Source organism: Spiroplasma sabaudiense Ar-1343 (assembly GCF_000565215.1).
Classification (GTDB): Bacteria; Bacillota_I; Bacilli_A; order Mycoplasmatales; family Mycoplasmataceae; genus Spiroplasma_B; species Spiroplasma_B sabaudiense.
Window position 1 is genome coordinate 192,169 of sequence record NZ_CP006934.1, and the last position, 20,233, is coordinate 212,401.

At 31.5% G+C, this 20,233-nt stretch carries 14 protein-coding genes; 11 read left to right on the forward strand and 3 right to left on the reverse strand.

Going from position 1 to position 20,233, the window contains the following annotated elements; genetic code table 4:
• The first annotated feature begins 31 nt into the window (after positions 1 to 31).
• The 3 genes from SSABA_RS00895 to SSABA_RS00905 are packed head-to-tail and all read left to right on the forward strand — an operon-like array spanning position 32 to position 6,291.
• Entirely contained in the window at positions 32 to 2,797 is a 2,766-nt protein-coding gene (locus SSABA_RS00895) for a hypothetical protein (RefSeq protein ID WP_025250714.1), read from the forward strand.
• Positions 2,787 to 4,880 carry a hypothetical protein gene (locus SSABA_RS00900; protein ID WP_025250715.1) on the forward strand — a complete coding sequence of 698 codons (2,094 nt, stop codon included), beginning with the start codon at positions 2,787 to 2,789 and terminating at the stop codon, positions 4,878 to 4,880. Before SSABA_RS00895 ends, SSABA_RS00900 begins: the two co-directional genes overlap by 11 nt.
• On the forward strand, positions 4,870 to 6,291 hold the full coding sequence (locus tag SSABA_RS00905; RefSeq protein WP_025250716.1) for a hypothetical protein: 1,422 nt from the start codon (positions 4,870 to 4,872) through the stop codon (positions 6,289 to 6,291). Before SSABA_RS00900 ends, SSABA_RS00905 begins: the two co-directional genes overlap by 11 nt.
• 133 nt (positions 6,292 to 6,424) lie before the next feature.
• Here the strand turns inward: SSABA_RS00905 and SSABA_RS00910 are convergent, their stop codons facing one another.
• Positions 6,425 to 6,613 (reverse strand): hypothetical protein, encoded by a 189-nt coding sequence (locus SSABA_RS00910; protein WP_025250717.1) that lies wholly within the window; start codon positions 6,611 to 6,613, stop codon positions 6,425 to 6,427.
• A 66-nt stretch (positions 6,614 to 6,679) separates the two neighbouring features.
• On the opposite strand from SSABA_RS00910, the gene SSABA_RS00915 reads away from it, so the two are divergent.
• Together SSABA_RS00915 and SSABA_RS00920 are read left to right on the forward strand one after the other, a co-directional pair.
• Positions 6,680 to 8,176 (forward strand): glycoside hydrolase family 1 protein, encoded by a 1,497-nt coding sequence (locus SSABA_RS00915; protein WP_025250718.1) that lies wholly within the window; start codon positions 6,680 to 6,682, stop codon positions 8,174 to 8,176.
• Positions 8,177 to 8,178: 2 nt separating this feature from the next.
• Positions 8,179 to 8,802 carry a hypothetical protein gene (locus SSABA_RS00920; protein ID WP_025250719.1) on the forward strand — a complete coding sequence of 208 codons (624 nt, stop codon included), beginning with the start codon at positions 8,179 to 8,181 and terminating at the stop codon, positions 8,800 to 8,802.
• A gap of 117 nt (positions 8,803 to 8,919) precedes the next feature.
• On the opposite strand, the gene SSABA_RS00925 is transcribed toward SSABA_RS00920, so the two are convergent.
• A complete protein-coding gene (locus SSABA_RS00925) occupies positions 8,920 to 9,498 on the reverse strand; it encodes a hypothetical protein (protein WP_025250720.1) in 579 nt (192 codons plus the stop codon).
• A 493-nt stretch (positions 9,499 to 9,991) separates the two neighbouring features.
• Positions 9,992 to 11,410, reverse strand: a complete 1,419-nt coding sequence (locus SSABA_RS00930; RefSeq protein WP_051464674.1) for a DEAD/DEAH box helicase — start codon at positions 11,408 to 11,410, stop codon at positions 9,992 to 9,994.
• Between the two features lie 316 nt (positions 11,411 to 11,726).
• Between SSABA_RS00930 and SSABA_RS00935 the strand changes: the two genes are divergently transcribed.
• The 6 genes from SSABA_RS00935 (at position 11,727) to SSABA_RS00960 (ending at position 20,193) form a co-directional block, all read left to right on the forward strand.
• Entirely contained in the window at positions 11,727 to 12,497 is a 771-nt protein-coding gene (locus tag SSABA_RS00935; protein WP_025250722.1) for a hypothetical protein, read from the forward strand.
• 135 nt (positions 12,498 to 12,632) lie between these two features.
• Positions 12,633 to 13,052 carry a 30S ribosomal protein S12 gene (rpsL, locus tag SSABA_RS00940; protein ID WP_025250723.1) on the forward strand — a complete coding sequence of 140 codons (420 nt, stop codon included), beginning with the start codon at positions 12,633 to 12,635 and terminating at the stop codon, positions 13,050 to 13,052.
• Positions 13,053 to 13,087: 35 nt separating this feature from the next.
• Entirely contained in the window at positions 13,088 to 13,555 is a 468-nt protein-coding gene (gene rpsG, locus SSABA_RS00945) for a 30S ribosomal protein S7 (RefSeq protein ID WP_025250724.1), read from the forward strand.
• A gap of 40 nt (positions 13,556 to 13,595) precedes the next feature.
• Positions 13,596 to 15,665 carry an elongation factor G gene (gene fusA / locus SSABA_RS00950; RefSeq protein ID WP_025250725.1) on the forward strand — a complete coding sequence of 690 codons (2,070 nt, stop codon included), beginning with the start codon at positions 13,596 to 13,598 and terminating at the stop codon, positions 15,663 to 15,665.
• A gap of 123 nt (positions 15,666 to 15,788) precedes the next feature.
• A complete protein-coding gene (tuf, locus tag SSABA_RS00955) occupies positions 15,789 to 16,976 on the forward strand; it encodes an elongation factor Tu (protein WP_025250726.1) in 1,188 nt (395 codons plus the stop codon).
• Between the two features lie 271 nt (positions 16,977 to 17,247).
• On the forward strand, positions 17,248 to 20,193 hold the full coding sequence (locus SSABA_RS00960; protein ID WP_025250727.1) for a lipoprotein: 2,946 nt from the start codon (positions 17,248 to 17,250) through the stop codon (positions 20,191 to 20,193).
• Positions 20,194 to 20,233: the final 40 nt, after the last annotated feature.

Here is a 20,233-nt window from a genome sequence, read left to right on the forward strand (position 1 = left end):
TAATATATACTATTAATGAAAGGAAAAAAATATGAAAACAATTAATCGAGAAAAAATAAAAAATAAGAATAGTTTAAAACAAAAAATAATTACAATTAGTATGGCTTCCTTAATTTTATCAGGGAGTCTAATGTTGATACCCCAAGGTAATCAATACTTTTATAATTTTGAAGGTCGTAGTTTTGCTAACCAGTCTCAAGTGCTAGATTATGCACAAACAAAAGGTATTAAGACTTTGGAAAATGACACTCATTATTATTATAAATATAAAGGTAAAATCTACTCTCTAGAGGAAAAAAATCAAGTATTGCAAGACATGATAAGAGATGCCAAAATCAGCAAAGAATTTACTTATCGAAATGTTGGAAATTATGTTATATCGAATTCTGGGGAATTATCTGCTAGTGTTAAACAAACACCAAATGATAAACTTGTGGATGTTCATAAAGGTAAAAACGGTAACTCATATATTGATTTAGATGAAGCAATTGAAAGTTATTTTGATTATGACGAAGTTTTATTAACTGAAAATTTAAATCAAGAATCAGGAGTCCCAATTGAATTTTATAACGAAAGTGAGCTAATTCAATATTTGGAAAATAATAAAAAAGCATCACTAGAACAAGGCGAAGAAAGTGATTGTTATTTGGTATCGGGAATTTGTCAAGATGAAGGAACTGTCAAAAAATGATTAAAAAGCACATCAACTTATAAATATCGTTATAAAGATTATGAATGAAGTAATTTTGCACCAGCTGAAATTGACAAAATTGAACTTTTAGAACAAGATAAAGTTTATCAAGAAAATATTTTCCCGCATAGTGGTAACCTAAATGCTCATTGATTAACAATTGACAATGATGGTAAGGGGGCTTTTAGTGGGAGTCAATTTATTGAAACCAAGTTAGAAAGCCAAGCAGTTAATGAAAAAATTCAACATGGCTGAACCACAAAACAAAGTGATACTATCAATATTTTTCTATCACCATTTGTGGGTTTTGGAACTTTAGTTAGTATGCAAAACAAAGTTAATGATGGTAAAAAACCAAAAGAGGGCGAATGAACTTTCTTGGATAATATGTTTAATGGTAATGATGAAGAAATGCGTAATTTTTTTGAAATGGTAAGAGATACAGCATGAATTGAACTAGACGAATCTAAGAGTGAAGAACTTTACTATAAAAACATCGAGGACGACTTAACTAAAGTTGGACCAAACATGGATTCACAAACTAAAACTTTGGTCTTTTTTAGAAGACTTGCAAATGCTAGTTTATTGAGAAATAATAGTGATAACGAAGCTGGAATGCTAAAGTTTGAAAATGAATGTAAAAAGACTATTCGAAAAATTGTAGACAACGGTAGTGAAAACATGAAAGAAATCTATGATGAACTTTTTAAAGAAAACAATCCAAGCATTTCAATTGATGATGTTATCAATATGTTTTTAAATCCATCAGCTTTTCAATATAAAGATGATGCTGCGCAAGCAGGATTTTACAACCTAATGGTTAAAATTAATAAAACAATTGATAGCATCATGGAACCAATGGAATCATTAAATAAAATGGTTGAAGATCATTATGATGAAAAAGGGAAACGCAAACAAGGTGATTTATCGCAAAAAGAACGCATGGAATTAATTGATGCTAATACTAAAATGATTGAAGCAACTTATTCAAAAGACCAAAAAATTATTGCAGACGATGGAAAATCTTATACTCGCGATGAGTTAATTAAAATAAACAAATCAGATGTTGGAAATGTTGATATTTCTGCTGACAGAAAAATTAATGTCTATGGGGGAATGCCCTCACCAATAAAATCAATCACTAGTGGATTTAACACATTACAAGTGGCTTGAGAATTGGGAAATAAATTTTCACCCTTTAAAATGAAGACAATGTCACTTGATTTTGGAGCAGGTCAAGAATTACTTTATACTTATATGGGATTTTCATTACCACTTCTTGGAGAGGTAAATAAAGTAAATCCAGGAGGATATGTTGGAAGTATTCCTTTATATAAGGGTATTGGAAATCCAGATAAACCAGGTTATCGAGTTAAAGGAAGTTACTTTAGCGAAAAAGAAGACGCTGAATACTACATGAAATCGTTAATGATTCGTAACCCTGAGGAATATTCTGAAATTTCTAAATTTAATATTAGTATTATGGATAAAAACGAAGAAATGGTTATTGAAGATAATGGTTATGATACAACTGAAGAACAATTGGATATTTTCATAGACAAAATTTTTCAAAAATACTATGCCAATTCTAAACAACGTTACTTCACTGATGGCTTTGGAAATAAATTTGATAATCAAATCGATGCCCTAGCAAGTATGAGAGAACGTATTAGTAAAAAACAATTTATTCGCAAGTACCAATGAAAAGATAAACACGGCATTAAACGTAATTATGACACTTTTGAAGAAATGAAAAAAATTCAAGATATTTACATTGAAAACACGTATATTGATAAAAAACGAGTTTTAGCAAGTGATTTATTTTCACAAATTGATTATGACCGCCTTGAAGGACAAGCTGGTAGTCAAAACGAATTCTATTCATTAATGGATGGAACTAAAAAACGCTACTTTAGAACATATGATGATGCTTGTGCTTTTGTCATTAATAAAAATCAGTTTGAACTTCAAATTGAAGAAATTACAAATATTTATATCAAATATGATGATCAAACTTTTGATTCTGAGCAAAGTTTCTTAGTTTGAGTAAAAGCCAATACAACAGTAACTAACAAGAAAGGTGAGGTGCTAGATTATGCCATTTAGTATGATGAAAACATGATTATCAATTAATTTAGCCCTATCAACAAGTGCCTCATCGGCAGTCTTACTAACCGATCAACTAGTTGAAGAAGATCGTCAATATGAAGTTGAGTCAATGAAAAACTTGATTAAAACTAAATCACAAGTAGTTTCAACCGAACAAATATTTAATTTCGATGGTCACAATTTTAATGGTCGCGAAGCGATGGATGATTATATTGTTGAAAATAGTTTAATTCAAGAATATTTAACATCTTCTAATTTAAGTAACATCATCAAAGATCATCAAAATAATATTTTAGATAAAGATAAAATTTATGGAACTGATTTTGATGATTTCCAATTAGTTTATCGCGATGCTTTTGGAAATGCTTTAACCTCAAGAAGCAAAGCTTTAAATTCTTATACAAATAAAGGATTAATTCGTCAAAAATATAGTTATGACTATCAAGGATGATATGATTCACCAACAGAGGCAAAAGATAATTTTGTTTATGCGGGAGGATTAGAAAAATCATTATACTATCAAGTTGACCAAAGATATTATAATTTGTTTAATCCCATTGACCAAGACGAACTTAGAAGTACTTTTTTAGATGGTTACAATTTTAAACCAAGTAACTTTACTAAAAAAGAACGTTTGTATGGTGACAATCAAAAAATTGAAACTTCGGTTTATAATAACTTTCGTAGTACCTGAACTAGTGCTCAAAAAAAACCAGCGACACAAGGAATTGATGATGACTTAAATTATCAAGATTATATTGATTATGATACTGATACCACAACAACTCTTTTTGCTCACAAAGATTTAGTGATGGCAGTTAACGGAAAAGAACAACCCGAAAACCAGGTTCAATTTGAAAAGTTAGAAACCAAATACAACTCTCGCTTCTTTTTAGACCAAAAAAATTACACAAGAACTGTTAAAAAAGTTGCAAAAAAAACTAAAGAAAAATGACGCCAAGTAACATATACAACCTATTACTATGAAAAGGGAAATAACAAAGCAAATAAATTTGAAGTTTACTTAAATAAAAGTAAGTTAAATAAGAAAATCGATATTGATTTTGATTTTACAAAGCTCTCAGGTTCAGATACTCATAAATCTTGAATTAGACTTTATTCAAGAAAATTTGATTCTCTTACAGCGGAAGAAAGTTCTAACTACTTAATTGCGACAAATTCAAATTTAGATTATCGAATTAAAGATGCCAACGATATTTCAACTCAAGACGTTCAAAATATGTATGTTACTTGATTTCCATATTTTGTGAAAGACCAATTATTAAACTTTAACAAAATCCCTTATGGGGAATACAATCAATTTGGAGTTAAAAGAGATCAACTTTATGACATTAATGGTCGCAAAGGTTATGAATACTCTTATTCTGAGGGAATGGAATATTACCATAATACAATGAAACCAGAATTATATAAAAACTATGTGGGAACTGATGTTCACGGAAATGCTTTGTATCGCATTAATAATAACTTTGATGCAACAGCTGAAGATTTAGAAAACTATATGTATTTAGCTGGAAAACAAGACATTCGTTTAATGTATACTTTTACTGGTGAAAAAAATTACTCATCAATTGATGGCCTGGCTTTAGCACCAACTCAAGCCGAAGCACAAGAAAAGTTATTTCAAATTGAAAGAAGTATTTTAAGTAAAAAATATTTTGCTTACGATGTTTATGGAAATTATGAAGTTTCAGGAAATAACGAAGATGAAGCAATTCGAAAACTTCAACAAAAAGTTGACCTGCAAGCAAAATACGTCCACAAAGATGAAATCAAAAGCTGAAACAATCGTCCCGTTAGTTTTGAAAATATTATAAGTGATGGAGTTTATGTTACTTATCGCACAGTTATTCGTGATGAATTTGTTTATTTCTTAAACCATCATGATGCTTATAATGCTTTAACTGGGGAAATGAATGGTCAAACTGTTGTCACTAGTAAAACCGTTAATATTTACTTGTATACTGAAAAACAAGGAGATAGTTATGTGGAACATACTTACAGCAATGACTATGAGTTAGATATGTTAGCAAACAAACTGTTAGGTTATGCACATTAATAAAAAAACTTATTTATATTTAATAATTCCAAGCATTTTAATTTTGCTTGGAATTAATTTTGCTTGCTTGCTGTTATTGCAAAAACCGTTATTCATTTATATGGTTTTTCTAGCGACAATTTTATTAACAGTTTATTTATACAAATTTGGGATGAAATATTTTGCCTATTGTGAAGATGACATTTGAAAGTTAAAACCAACAAAAGAATTTCACAAAAAGTTGGCTGAATTAATTGGGGTTATTATTTGTGGAACTTTAATGCTTAACTTTATGACGATATATTCATTTTGAGTTATAGTGACAGATATTTTACCAACTCCCCAAGCAGTAATTGTTGTTGTCATTTTAGTGTGATTGTTTGCAACAATTTTAGAATACAAACTGTCAGCAGTTTTATTTATTTTGATTTTTATCAATCCGCTACTTGTCAATACTTTTGAAAGTTCATTGCTGATAATTGCCGCAGTTATTGGGACAACACACTTAACTTTTAGCGTTAAACAATCACGAGAATTTTTCACTGACAACAACAATAAAATTTTTAATGCAAAATTACGACTTTTAATTTTAGCGCTAATAATTGGTTGCTTATTATTTGGGTTTTTCCCCTTTGCTGACAAAGGGATTTATATTGATTACTATGACTTTTCAAAAACTTCTCAGATTTTAAATTTATTACCACTTTTAATCATTTTAATTATGGTAAGTTTTCAATTGCAGTGACAGTGAATCACTTTAGCAATAATTGTGGTCCAAGTGACATTGGGGTATAGTTTAGGTTTTGCAAAGCAAGTATCATCACAAAATTATTTAAATATTTTGTTTTTCAATGATGAAATCTTTTTTGATGCTGAAACTTTTAAACCAATAATGATGGTTTTAAAAGTTTTGCTTGATGTTATTTACCTATTAATGCTTGGGTTTCTTCTATTGGGGTTAAGTGATTTACTAAATAAAAATTTTCAAGCTTTTAGTTCAACCCCAAAACCTAAAACCAATCCCAAGTATGCTTTGGCGACTTCATCATTTTGAATTATTTTAGATCAATTATTTTTCTTTGGAGAAGATTATAAGGAAAGTGATTACCCCTTTGAAATTAGCAATGGGGAGGTTAAAGATATTATTGTCAATGAAGGGCTTGTGAGCTTATTTAAAAGCATTAATCCCTTTGACTTTTCAAATATCTTATTGATTATTTGTTTTTCAACGACCTTAGACTACTCAACCCCATTTACGGTTTTATTGCTATTAAAGTTCAACTGAATCACTTATTTATATGTGATGCTAGTGTTCTTAGTTAGAATAACAGGTAAATGAAGTAACTTTATGTTGAGTACGAATTGACTAAATTTTTCAAATATGATACCTAAGCGTAAAGAAAAAAACTTAATTAACACTGAAAAATCATAGGCTATCAATAAAATTGCTTAAAATAATTTTAAAACAACCTAAAAGAAAGCCAATAATAAATTGGCTTCTTGAACGGTTGTTTTTTCATTCTCAAAACGTATGCTGTTAAAACTAATTATTTTAGCCTTTATGATTAGGTTAAAACGATTCCTAAAGTAATTAAGATAATAAAAGCTGCAAAGCAAATTGCAAAACAACTAATAATTGCTGGTTTATGTCAAAATTTAAATTGTTGTTGCATTTTTTCTAAGAATCTTATGACCATTCAAAAAAGAAAGGGAAAGATAAAAAAAATTGCTCCAAAAATTGCATAAATTTCCATAAAATCACCTATTTCTATATTATTATATAAGAAATTGGTAATTAATCCAATTAGAAATGAGGAAACATGAAAAATAGAAATTTTATATTTAGTGCATCAACAAATGCTTTTCAAATTGAAGGGGGTCGTAACCTTGGGGGCCGTAGTGATTCAATTTGAGATGAGTTTACAAAACGAAACTTTGTTATTCCTCCAACTGGAGTTGCTGGAAGGGAGATTAATTCAATTGATGTGGCAGCAGACTTTTACCATAAGTATAAAACCGATGCCCGCATTATGAATAAATTAGGACTTCAAGGCTTAGTTTATAATATGGATTGAACTCGTATTTTCCCAAAAAATGCGACTGAAATTAATCCTGAGGGAATTAAATGACACGATGATATGTTTAAAACCATGGTTGAAAACGGGGTTCAACCAATTCCGATTTTATATCATTGAGATACTCCAATGTGAGCGCAAATTCAAGGTGGTTTTGAAAATCCTGAAATTGTTGAATGGTTTAGAAGTTATGTTCAAGCTTGTTTCAAATACTTGGGAAAATACACAGACATTTGATTTGTAAATGATGAAAATTCAACATTTGCTTTAAGTGGTTACTTATCAGATTACATGCCCCCAGCCAGAAAAGATAAAACCGCTTTTGTTAAAGCGCTACATCATTTAAATATGACAGCCGCTGTTACCAAAGAAGAATTCTTGAAAGCTAAAAAATTGGGATATTTATCACAAGATGCTATTTTGGGAATAGATCACGATTGAAACCCTCCAATCCCACTTCGCCAAGACAATAAAGATGATTTAAAGGCTTGTGAAGTTTATAACCAATGATTTAAAAACTTATACTTAGATCCAAATTTAAAAGGAACCTACCCACAAGTTTTCTTGGACTGAATTAAAGCCGAAAAGATTGCCTTTGAAATTAGCGACCAGGATTTAAAATTCTTAAAAGCTAATCCAATGGACTTTATTGGTTGAAATTACTATCGCCCATGTTATATTAGTGCTTATAATTTTGATGAAAAAACCATTGAACTACAAAAACCAACTGAGGAATTTTTTGTCAAAGAGTTCAAACAGTTATATCCCAAAGCTGGGGTTAAATATACTGACTGAAATTGAATTATTGATGCATCAAAATTGGTTTCAGGAGCTTTGGAATTGAAAAACGATTATGGTGACCTGCCATTTATGATTATTGAAAATGGAATGGGTGATTTTGATGATAAATCACAAGAACTAATTTGAGATAAAAAACGTGTTGAATTTTTACAAAGTCACATTTGTGAGGTTTTAAAAGCCAAAGAAGCGGGAGTTAACTTTATTGGTTACTCGCTGTGAACTTATTGTGATATCTTTTCTCCAAGTGGGGGATATCGAAAAGATTATGGTTTAGTTAGTGTTGATTTTAATTCTCCCATCAAGGAACGTCGACCAAAATTAAGTTATGCTTGATACAAGCAAGTAATTGAGTCGAAGGGAAAAGATTTAAGCATTAATGAAGCAAAACTAAAACAAGATTTAGAAGCAATTGTTTCATCTTGAGATCTTTATTATAAATAGTTATGAAAAAAGAATTGAAAAGTGTCAGGATTTTAGATCCAGAATTAATTACAAAATATGAAGCTGAGTTTGCTGAAAACGAAGCTAAAATAACAGAAAAGGTTTATCAATCAGTTATTGAAGAACGCGCTCGCGTTAAAAAAATTATTTGCAAAAAATCAATTGCCGCACCAATTGAAAAAGTTTACCAAGCTTATTTAGAAAAAGCTGCCCATGATTTACATCCCAATTTAAAACCTGAAGAATTACAACTAAATGGTTTTTATCAAACAAGTAAAAGTAATAACCGTACAATTTTTAAAATTAAAAGTTTAATTGAAAATCAAGAAATTATGGTTGAGTGATTTGCAAAAGACCAATGATTTACACGAACAGTGCTGTTTTCTCAAAACAAAACTAATACAAAAACTAAAATTAAATATATGGATATTTCAAAGGGAAAACGTAGTATCGCTGGATTTATGGAGCGACATGTTGCAGGTGTCTACAATAAGCGCCAGCAGCTGGCTTTTTTAGTGCAGATTTTTGAAATGAAAATCAAGCTGGGTTTATACCCGCAAAAAAAGATTCCAATTATTGAAAAGCGAATAGCACGAATACTAAATTATTCAAAAAATCTATTTTAAAATTTTTAAATAAAAAAACAATGCATTTTACTGCATTGTTTTTTTAAAATTATTTTTACTTGATGATAATGTTAAACAGTTTTGAGTAGTATCTTTTCCTTAAAAACTAAAACCAATTTAATCAAAAAATCCCTCGTTGCGTTTTGCTTTTTGAAATGTGAAAAAATATGCTCATCCTAAAAGAGGTAGTAATAAGCAGAAATATCTAGCCCATCGATAAAAATCTTTTGAAAATTTGAGCAATATTAAAATTGAAATAACAGCTATTAGATAAGCTACTAATACAATTAAATTTATTAAACCAATGAAGACAAGAGGGTTTCATAAATTTATTTTTAAATTAGAAATTAGCATTAAGGTCATGTTTAAAGAAATTAAATTTGTTATCAAAATTATAATTCCTCCAAAAACAAATATCCCAATCAAAAAATAAGATTTGCTGATATAAAAAGTTCCGACATTAATAAAAAAAATATTATAAAATCTGTCAATTCATTTTGGACAATAGGATAAAAAATTTCTAAGAAAGTATAAAATAATTAGACAACAAATTACGGCAAACTCAACCCCGAGAATACTGTAGGCTAGTAATTTTTGATCTTCAGCTATTGAATTTGTAAAAATTATTGTAGCAATAATTATAAGTATACCTATTTCCAAAGACAAAATAATGCCTGGAATTGCCTTGTTCTTCACTTGAATATGCTCCTTTGCTTATAAAGTTACTTATGAGTAAGATTATATTAACAAACCAGAAATTTGCAATCTTTTTGTGATTTTATTTTTACTTGACAAATTATATTATGGTTGTAACATGACAATTTCATTTAATATTTAACTTAACAACAAATTCAATTGAAAGTGATAGGACGGCTTCTCATAAAAATAAAACCATTAAATAACGTTTCCAAAGCTGAATTATGATCCATATAGCCAACAAATACAAAAGTATATAACTATCACTAAATTACAAAAAATCTACATTAATAAAATATCCAAACCAACCTTTATTGAGAAATGTTTTCATTTTCCTAAGGGTTGATTTTTTTGAACAAAAGTTAAGATATTAGATTACTTACTTCTTAAATTTGACATAAAAAAAATCCCTTCAGTTCCCATAATTGTTTTTGACAACTATGTGCACTAAGAGGATTTTATTTGCAATATTTTATTGCGTTATTTTTTTATCTTAACTTCAGTTTGATTTTGTTTTACTTTTGCCACCAGCATAACCTGAACGTTTTGGTTTGCTAGTGTTAAAATCGCGTTTGCGACGGTCTTTTGAAGGGCCATTGTTTTCAAATGAACCACCACCTCCAAAATCGTTGCTTTTTGTAAATGGTCGATCTGAACTTGGTTTAAAGTTTCTTGAACTTCCCCCAGAAGAACCGCGGTTGTCAGAAAAGTTTCTTCCTCCCCCAGAGCGGTTATCAGAACCTCTTCTAAAGCCACCAGAATTTCCACCACCAGATCTACGTTCAATAATTGGTAGTTCTCAGCTGGTTACATCCATTTGTTCGATTTCTTTGTTTTGGTATTTTTCTAAATCTTTTAAATGAAAGAAGTTATTACGGTTTCCAACAAGTGAAATTGAATTACCACTTGATCCTGCACGAGCTGTTCTTCCAATTCGGTGAATGTAGTATTCGTGATCATGGGGCAAGTCGTAGTTAATTACATAATCGATTCCTGGAACATCAATTCCTCGAGCTGCAACGTCTGTTGCAACTAAAACTTTAGTAGCTGATGTTTTAAAAGCTTTTAAAGCACGGTTACGTTCACTTTGACGTTTGTCACCATTGATAACAAAACTGCGAACCCCGTTTTTATATAACAAACTGCTAATTTCTTCAGTTTGTGATTTAGTATTGGCAAAAACAATGCTCAATTCGGGTTTAATATTTGAATAAATTGCTAATAGAGCATCTTCTTTATTGTGGGTTTTTGTATCAATAAAGTATTGTTTAATATTTGCTCCACTAAGTGCTCCACGCTCAACTGATACTTCAATTGGGTTTTTTAGATATTTATTAGCAATTTCATTTACTTGTTTATTCATTGTTGCTGAAAACAATAATGTTTGGTGTTCTTCGGGAATACTAGCAAAAAGATTGTTTATATCTTGTTTGAATCCCATTTTTAGCATTTCATCAGCTTCGTCTAAAACGACTGTTCTAACTTGGTTTAGTTTTAATGCCTTACGGTTTAAAAGGTCTGTAATTCGTCCTGGAGTTCCAACAACGATGTTTGCACGTTTTAGTGACTGGATCTGGCGAGCAATATTAGCTCCCCCTGTTACACCTGCAGAAGATATTCCTTCAAGGTACATTGATAAATCACGAACCTTGTCCAGAACTTGCAAAGCAAGTTCTCTGGTTGGGGTTACTATAATTGCTTGAACAAAGTTCACATTTGGTACTAATCTTTCTAAAATTGGAAGTAAGAAAGCTGCTGTTTTCCCTGTCCCTGTTTGAGACTTTCCAATAATATCTCTATTTTCAAGAGCCAACGGAATTGTTTTTTCTTGAATTTCCGTTGCCACTGTTAAATTATGGCGAGCCAAAGCTTTTTGAAGCTCAGGCTTTAAGTTTATTTCGTTAAAATTCATTTTTTTAATGATTTCCTTTCTTTAAGTTGGAGTAAGAAAAAGTTTATGCTTAACAACTTTAAAGTTGTTAAATACTTTAGAACTTGAAAATTAATCCAACCAAGAGAAAAGCCATCAAGTTATGCTACAACTTATTAAGTATATGGTATTTATCGGGTTATGTCAATTGAAAATCAGGATAAGTTAGATTATCCGTGTTTAATCGGTCTTTTAATGTTAAAGATAGTTAAAAAAACCTCAAGGATAGAAAAAAACCTCAAAATATAGTAAAATTATAAAAGTTAAAAAAATTTATAGAATAGATTGAGGAATTTTTATGGCCAAAGAGGGATTTATAGCGGTTAATTACGTTGAAGACATTTTAGAAGATGTTAACGGAGCTTACAAGAATTTTGTTAAGAGCTATAAAAAGTTTTTTATTTTACCCGAAGAAGTATTAGGATTTTTTAAGGATAATAAAACTATTCGCGATAAACAAACTTTAGAGAATTATACTATTACATTAGAACAGAATTTTTCAAATATTAGTTGTATTGTGGGAAAAGAAAATTTTGCGATTTTTTTAAATCATCACTTTTACTTAATTAGAAACTCATTAATTAATATAAAATCAATTGACGCAAATTTAACAGAACAAAAATTTGAAACTGATGTCATAAGAAATTCTTCAGCAATGGATATTGTTGCTCTGACAGCAGTTCACATGCTTGGGGCCAATTTGAGTCAACTAAGAGATACATACAACAAATTAGAAATGTTTAATGAACCTAATGGTGTTTATTTGAAATTATTGGAATTAATAAATAAAACCCTAGAACTTGACGGTGAAAAAGCCTTTAAAACACTATTGGATAACATTGCCAATTATTTACAAAATTACAATACAATTTATAAAACTATTTCAGAGCTACCAGAGGACGGATGAAGTCCGGTTCGAATTGAAATGTTTATGTACTGTACCGACGCTTATTTTTTATTAGGAATCATTTACAAAATTTTATTGCAAACCCCATTAAACAACAAAATCATTGATAGTAAAATGTTTAAGCGATTAGTTCCTGAATTAGATGCTTTTAGCACAATTTAAAACCGCATTAATTTGCGGTTTTTTTGTATGAAATTGCCAATATTTTCCCCAATTCAATTGCAAAATTTAGAATATAAATGTAATATATATTAGTGTAACTTCGATACACACGGTATTGTGGAAAGGAGGCTGAATATGCCAACAATTAACCAATTAGTTAGAAAACCTCGTAAAGCTAAAACTTGAAAAACAAAAGCGCCTGCTTTAAACCGAGGAGTTAATACATTATTGAAAAAAGTAACTAAAGTTTCTTCACCTCAAAAAAGAGGAGTTTGTACTCGTGTTGCTACAATGACACCTAAAAAACCTAACTCGGCGTTACGTAAATACGCAAGGGTTCGTTTAACAAACGGAATGGAAGTAACAGCTTATATTCCAGGAGAAGGACACAACTTACAAGAACATAGTGTTGTTTTAATTCGTGGGGGAAGGGTAAAAGACTTACCCGGAGTTCGTTATCATATTGTTCGTGGTACTCTAGATACAACTGGAGTTAACGGAAGAATGCAATCGCGTTCACTTTATGGAACTAAACGTCCAAAAGAAAAAAAATAACAATCAAACAAGATAATATAGAAAGGGGTTAAAATATGAGAAAACACCAAGCTGAAAAAAGAGACGTACTTCCAGATCCAGTTTATAATTCAAAACTAGTAACACGTGCTGTTAACAAAATTATGTTAGATGGTAAACGTGGAACAGCTCAAGGAATTTTATATGGAGCTTTTGATAAAATCAAAACAAAAACTGATAAAAATCCAATTGAAGTTTTTAATAAAGCAATTGAAAACATTCAACCGCATTTAGAATTAAAAGTTCGTCGAATCGGGGGAGCAAACTATCAAGTTCCAGTTGAAGTAAGTAATGAGCGTCGTGTAACATTAGCATTGCGTTGATTGGTAAACTATTCTCGTTTAAGAAATGAAAAAGAAATGGTTGACCGTTTAGCAAATGAAATAATTGATGCCTCAAATGCAACTGGGGGATCGGTTAAAAAACGTGAAGACACTCACAAAATGGCTGAAGCCAACAAAGCATTCGCTCATTATCGTTGATAATAGTTAATAATTATTTTAAAAATAAAAAGGAGAAACTTAAATGCCAAGACAATTTAGTCTAGAAAAAACACGTAACTTTGGTATTATGGCCCACATTGATGCGGGAAAAACCACTACCACAGAACGTATTTTATTCCATACTGGTAAAATTCATAAAATTGGTGAAACTCATGAAGGGGCTTCACAAATGGACTGAATGGCCCAAGAACAAGAGCGTGGGATTACAATTACTTCAGCGGCAACAACTGCTTTTTGAAGAGACTTGCGTTTTAATATCATTGATACTCCTGGTCACGTTGACTTCACAGTTGAAGTTGAACGTTCACTTCGTGTGTTAGATGGTGCTGTTGCTGTTTTGGATGGTCAAAGTGGGGTTGAACCTCAAACTGAAACTGTTTGAAGACAAGCAACAACTTATCAAGTACCAAGAATCGTATTTGTTAATAAAATGGACAAAACCGGTGCTGATTTTATTTATTCAGTAAAATCAATTGGTGATCGCCTTGGAGCAAAAGCTGCCCCAATTCAATTACCAATCGGAGCTGAAGATGCTTTTGATGGAATTATTGATTTAGTAGAAATGAAAGCCTACCATTTTGATGGAAAAGCTGAAGAAATTGCTCAAGAAATCGAAATTCCAGCAGATTTAAAAGATCAAGCTGCAGATTTACGTAATAAATTAATTGAATCTGCTGTTGAATACGATGAAGCTTTAATGGAAAAATTCCTTGATGGAAAAGAACTAACAGTTGCTGAAATTAAACAAGCAATTCGTAAAGGGGTTCTATCAGCTGAATTCTTCCCAGTATTAGCTGGTTCAGCCTTCAAAAATAAAGGGGTTAAACTTTTATTAGATGCTGTAACTGACTACTTGCCATCACCATTGGATGTTCCAGCAATTAAAGGAATTTTACCAAATGGTCAAGAAGCAGAGCGAAAAGCTGACGACAAAGAACCGTTTTCAGCGCTAGCTTTCAAAATTATGACAGATCCATTTGTGGGAAAACTAACATTCTTTAGAGTTTACTCAGGAGTGCTACACAAAGGAAGTTATGTATTAAACGCAACAAAAGATAAAAAAGAACGAGTTGGTCGTTTATTAAAAATGCACGCCAATGACCGTGAAGAAATCGAAGAAGTTTACGCTGGGGATATTGCCGCAGCGGTTGGACTAAAAGATACTACTACTGGGGACACTCTAACTGATGAAAAACATGAAATTATTTTAGAGTCAATGGTTTTCCCAGAGCCAGTTATTAACCTGGCTTTAGAACCAAAAACTAAAGCAGACCAAGAAAAAATGGGGATTGCTTTAAACAAACTTTCAGAAGAAGATCCAACTTTTAGAACTTTTACAGACGAAGAAACTGGACAAACTATTATTGCTGGAATGGGTGAACTACACCTTGACATCATTGTTGACCGTATGCGTCGTGAATTCAAAGTTGAAACTAATGTTGGGGCTCCGCAAGTTTCATATCGTGAAACAATTAAAGCTGCAACTAAAGCTGAAGGTAAATATGTTAAACAATCTGGTGGTCGTGGACAATACGGTCACGTTGTGATTGAATTTGAACCAAATCATGATAAAGGATTTGAATGAGTTGATAAAATTGTTGGGGGAAAAATCTCAAAAGAATACATCAACGCTGCCAAATCTGGTCTAGAAAACGCCCTACAAAACGGGGTAGTTGCTGGATATCCAATGATTGATGTTAAAGCAACAATCGTTGATGGTTCATACCATGATGTCGATTCAAATGAAATGGCATATAAAATCGCTGCTTCATTGGCTCTAAAAGAGGGTGCCAAACGTATGCAACCAGTTCTATTAGAACCAATTATGTCTGTTGAAGTAACTATTCCAGATGAATATTACGGAGATGTAATGGGTAACATTTCATCAAAACGTGGATTAATCGAGGGTAGTGAACAAAGAGGAAATGCTCAAACAGTTAAATCAAAAGTTCCATTAAGTGAAATGTTTGGTTATGCAACTGAGTTGCGTTCATTTACTCAAGGACGTGGTAACTATACAATGCAATTTAGCCACTATAATGAAGCACCAAAATCAATTGCAGAAGAAATTATCAAAAAATCAGGTAAATAAATAGTGATTTTATAAAATTTAAAATCATTGATTTACATCAGAAAAAGTATTGTATTTAAATCTAAATATAATACAATTATAAATGACATTTGTCGTATATCAAAATGAAGGGAATTTAAAAAAATGGCAAAAGAACAATTTGACCGTAGTTTACCGCATGTTAACATTGGAACAATAGGACACGTTGACCACGGTAAAACTACTTTAACAGCTGCAATTACTAAAGTATTGTCAGCAAAAGGTGGTGCAGAATTTAAAGATTATGCAAATATCGATAACGCACCAGAAGAAAGAGAACGTGGAATTACAATTAATACTTCACACGTTGAGTATAAAACAGATAAAAGACACTACGCTCACGTAGACTGTCCAGGCCATGCCGATTATGTTAAAAACATGATTACTGGAGCTGCTCAAATGGATGGGGGAATCCTTGTTGTTGCTGCAACTGATGGACCAATGCCTCAAACTAGAGAACATATCCTTTTATCAAGACAAGTTGGAGTACCAAAAATCGTTGTTTTCTTAAACAAATGTGACATGGTTGATGATGAAGAATTAATCGATCTTGTTGAAATGGAAGTTAGAGATTTATTAACTTCATACGAATTTGATGGTGATGGAGCTCCTGTTATCCGTGGAAGTGCTTTAAAAGCTCTTGAAGGTGACGCAAAATGAGAAGCTAAAATCGTTGAATTAATGGATGCAGTTGATGAATACATCCCAACTCCAGTTCGTGAAACTGATAAAACTTTACTAATGCCAGTTGAAGACGTATTTACAATTACTGGTCGTGGAACTGTTGCAACAGGACGTGTTGAACGTGGAATTGTAAAAGTTAACGAAGAAGTTGAAATCGTTGGATTACATGAAGAAAGTAAAAAAACTGTTGTTACAGGATTAGAAATGTTTAGAAAATTATTAGACTTTGCTGAAGCAGGGGATAATGTTGGAGCATTACTACGTGGTGTAAACCGTGAAGATATTGAACGTGGACAAGTTATTGCAAAACCAGGATCAATCAAACCTCATACTCAATTAAAAGCACAAGTTTATGCTTTAACTCAAGAAGAAGGGGGACGTCACAAACCATTCTTTAACAAATATCGTCCTCAATTCTACTTCCGTACAACTGATGTAACTGGTGAAGTTACTTTACCAGCTGGAACTGACATGGTTATGCCAGGAGATAACGTTGAATTAAATATTGAACTAATCAAACCAGTTGCCATCGAACAAGGAACTAAGTTCTCAATTCGTGAAGGTGGACGTACCATTGGTGCGGGAACTGTTGTTGAAATCGTAAAATAACAATTATTTCTAAAAATCTAAATTTTAAATTTAGATTTTTTTTATTTTTAAAAATAAAAGGCGGTATAATAATAATTAAAACTAAAAAAAATATGAAAATAAATAATTTTTCTTCAAATTAAATATAATATGTATAATATGAGCTCGAAAACACCGATTTTTACTACCTTTTAAATGTTGTGGATAACTTTGTATAACGCGATAAAAATTCCTGAAAATTGACTTAAAAAATAAATTTTCATATAATTAGTACATACTAAGGAGAAAAAAGATGAAAAAATTACTCATAGTTTTATCAAGTTTAGTAATTACAGCGCCAACAGCCGCAACGGTTGTTTCATGTAATTGGTCAACTGGTAATAAAATTGTTCCGGAAGGAAAAATTGAGATTGGATCGGAATGAACTGGTAAGAATGAAATAGATTCTAAAAACGGTTCAAAACGTTCAAAAACAAATAAAACATCAGAAGTATTAACAACCAACCAAGGTGCTAAGAAAGGGTCATCAGCTCGTAGCGCCTCATCAACATTATTAAAAAGTACTATTGGAAACGAAAATTTAATTGGAAACAATTTAAATAAATCTAACAATCCAGTATTTAAGCCATATGCTGATATTGGAATTGTTGAAGATAGTGTCGAGTATGCTCTAAAATGACATAGTAAGTCAGGAGCAAGTTATGAAGAAGCTAAAAAAATTCTTGAAGCCGAAGGCCAAGATGTTGTAAACTACAACAATTTAGCTCAAATTTCAAATGACAAATCACTTATTGATTCTGCTAATGGAGATGGAATTGTTTTAGGATTTATGCAAAATGCCTCAGATAAAGGTGAATTATCACCAATGTGAGATGCAGCACCAAAAGACTTTAACAATAATCAATCAGAAAAATGATTCCAAGAGCGTTTTGATGGATGAAAAAAAGAAGGTCTAAATACAAAAAATATGACTATTTCTTTTGGTCCATTTGCTAACTCATTGTGACATACAGCTTACCAAAATAACTTAACCGAAGAAGAATTTGCAGATCAATTAACATTGATTTCAGAGGCTTATGGAACTCGTTCATTCGACTTTTATTTTGCAGCACCGTATTTAACAACTCAAGGAAGTTATAAAGAATCACAAAAACTACTTGCAGGAGCTTTAAAAATCTTGCTAGAACGTGCTGAAGCAGCTGGGGAAACTACAAATCAATGAGATTTCCGTCTATCACTTGTTTCATCAACAAAAGATGGAGTTGCAACTTCACCAGCTTTCTTACAAAGTGGTTTAGAACAACACGTTGGGGATGAATTCTCACCATTATATGTATTTACAAAATACTTGGGAATGAACTTCAAATTAAACTTAGTAACAGGATATTTAACAACTGATTCTCAAGATCCAAATGGTGATTGAGAAGTTGAACAAATGAAATCAGCTATTGAAACAACTCAAAAAAATTGATTGAAAACTCATGAAATTTTAAACGGAAATTCAAATGGCTTGACTTCAGCTGACGTTTATAAACGTATGATCGTAACACCATGAAATGGTCGTCGTGCAGAAAACGCAACTTATAACTTTACACCAAAAGATGCTGCAGAATTACGTAAATTCGCAATTGAAAAAGGTGTTGGAGAATTATCAATGTTTTATATCACTCGTGATCACCCATCATACTTTGATTCAAATAACCTACCAGGAAATGGATTGGCAGATTTAAATAAAATCGATCAAAACATTCGTTCTGGAGCAGGTTATGAAGAATTTGCTTATGCAAAAGCTTTAAATGGTAAACTAGCAGACGCTAGCTCATTAAAAGAAGCAGCAAGCAAAACTGAAGTAGCTAAATTAAAAGGTTACTTAGATGTTGATAAAATCAACGGTAACACAAAACTTCAAGGTCTAGAATCTGATGGTGGATGAGATGGAGCTGGAGTTGGAGGAGAAACTACTTTACCTGGTGGTGGAGGAGATACAGGTCCAACCGCACCAGTTGATCCAGGAGTAGTTCCAAACAATAAAAGTTTATATCGTGATCGCTTAGATGCAAACCCAGTTCGTGCTAAAAACAACAACTGAATCACACAAAAAACAAAAAATTCAAGTGCTTACTTTTCACCATATTTAGACGCAGGTTTATGAGAAGGAAACAACATTGATGAAATTTACAATGGTTCAAATGGACAATCAGGAGTTAAAGGTTTTGACCACTTAACTCTAGCATTTGCACAACAAGTAAACAAACACAATGATAGTTTAGAAATTTCATTTGCTGGTCTTGAAAAAAATAACGAAGGTTATACATATTGAGAACAAAATCAATTAAAAGCCAAAGTTTTAGATCCAATCGTTAAAAAAGGTCACTTTAAAAATATTAAAGTTGCCTACGGGGGAGCTACAACTGGGGGAATGACTGAAAAAAATCCTTGAAATGTTGCTTACAAACTAGCAAATGGTGACTTCAACAAAGCCACAGAAATCTTAACTAAAGGTTTAACAGATTTCCAAAAAGAAATCGCAGACTTAGTTGGACAACCAATGACTAGAGCAATTGACTTTGATATTGAAGGTCATGCACAAGAAAATATTAATGAATTACGTGTTTTAGCAAAAACTTTAGCAAAAATGAAAAAATTAGACAAAAGATGAGACTTCTCACTTACTCTACCAGTTTTACCAACAGGATTAACTCCAGTTGGATATAAAGTATTAGACATTTTTGTAGAAGAATACAACAAAGCAGGTCTTTCATGAACTGATATTCCAGTAACAAACCTAATGTTAATGGATTATGGTAACCCAATGTACTTACAAGCAATTGCGCAAGGAAAAACAAACTTTGACCTAGCAAAAGATGCTTTATTATCAACTAAAAACAACATAGCAACTTCAATTTTCAATAATTATGGTGAAACCATTTCAATTGATAAAGTTTATAAATTATTAGCAGCAACACCAATGATTGGTGTAAATGATACTGTTGAAGGAGTATTTACTTTAGAAGATGCTAAAGAACTTTATAACTGAGCAAACAATGTTGGTTTAGCTTACGTTTCAATGTGATCAATGAATGATGACCGTGGACGTCAAAACAACATCAATGCTGTTAACAAAAGTCTTGTAACACACGGATTAGCTTATTTAGAACAATACGACTTTGCTCGTGCCTTTTCAGGAGACTGAATTGATCGTGTAATTAAACCTCGTGATAAATGATCAAATAATTAATCAATAAGTTATTTAAAAACTAAAACATTTTATGTTTTAG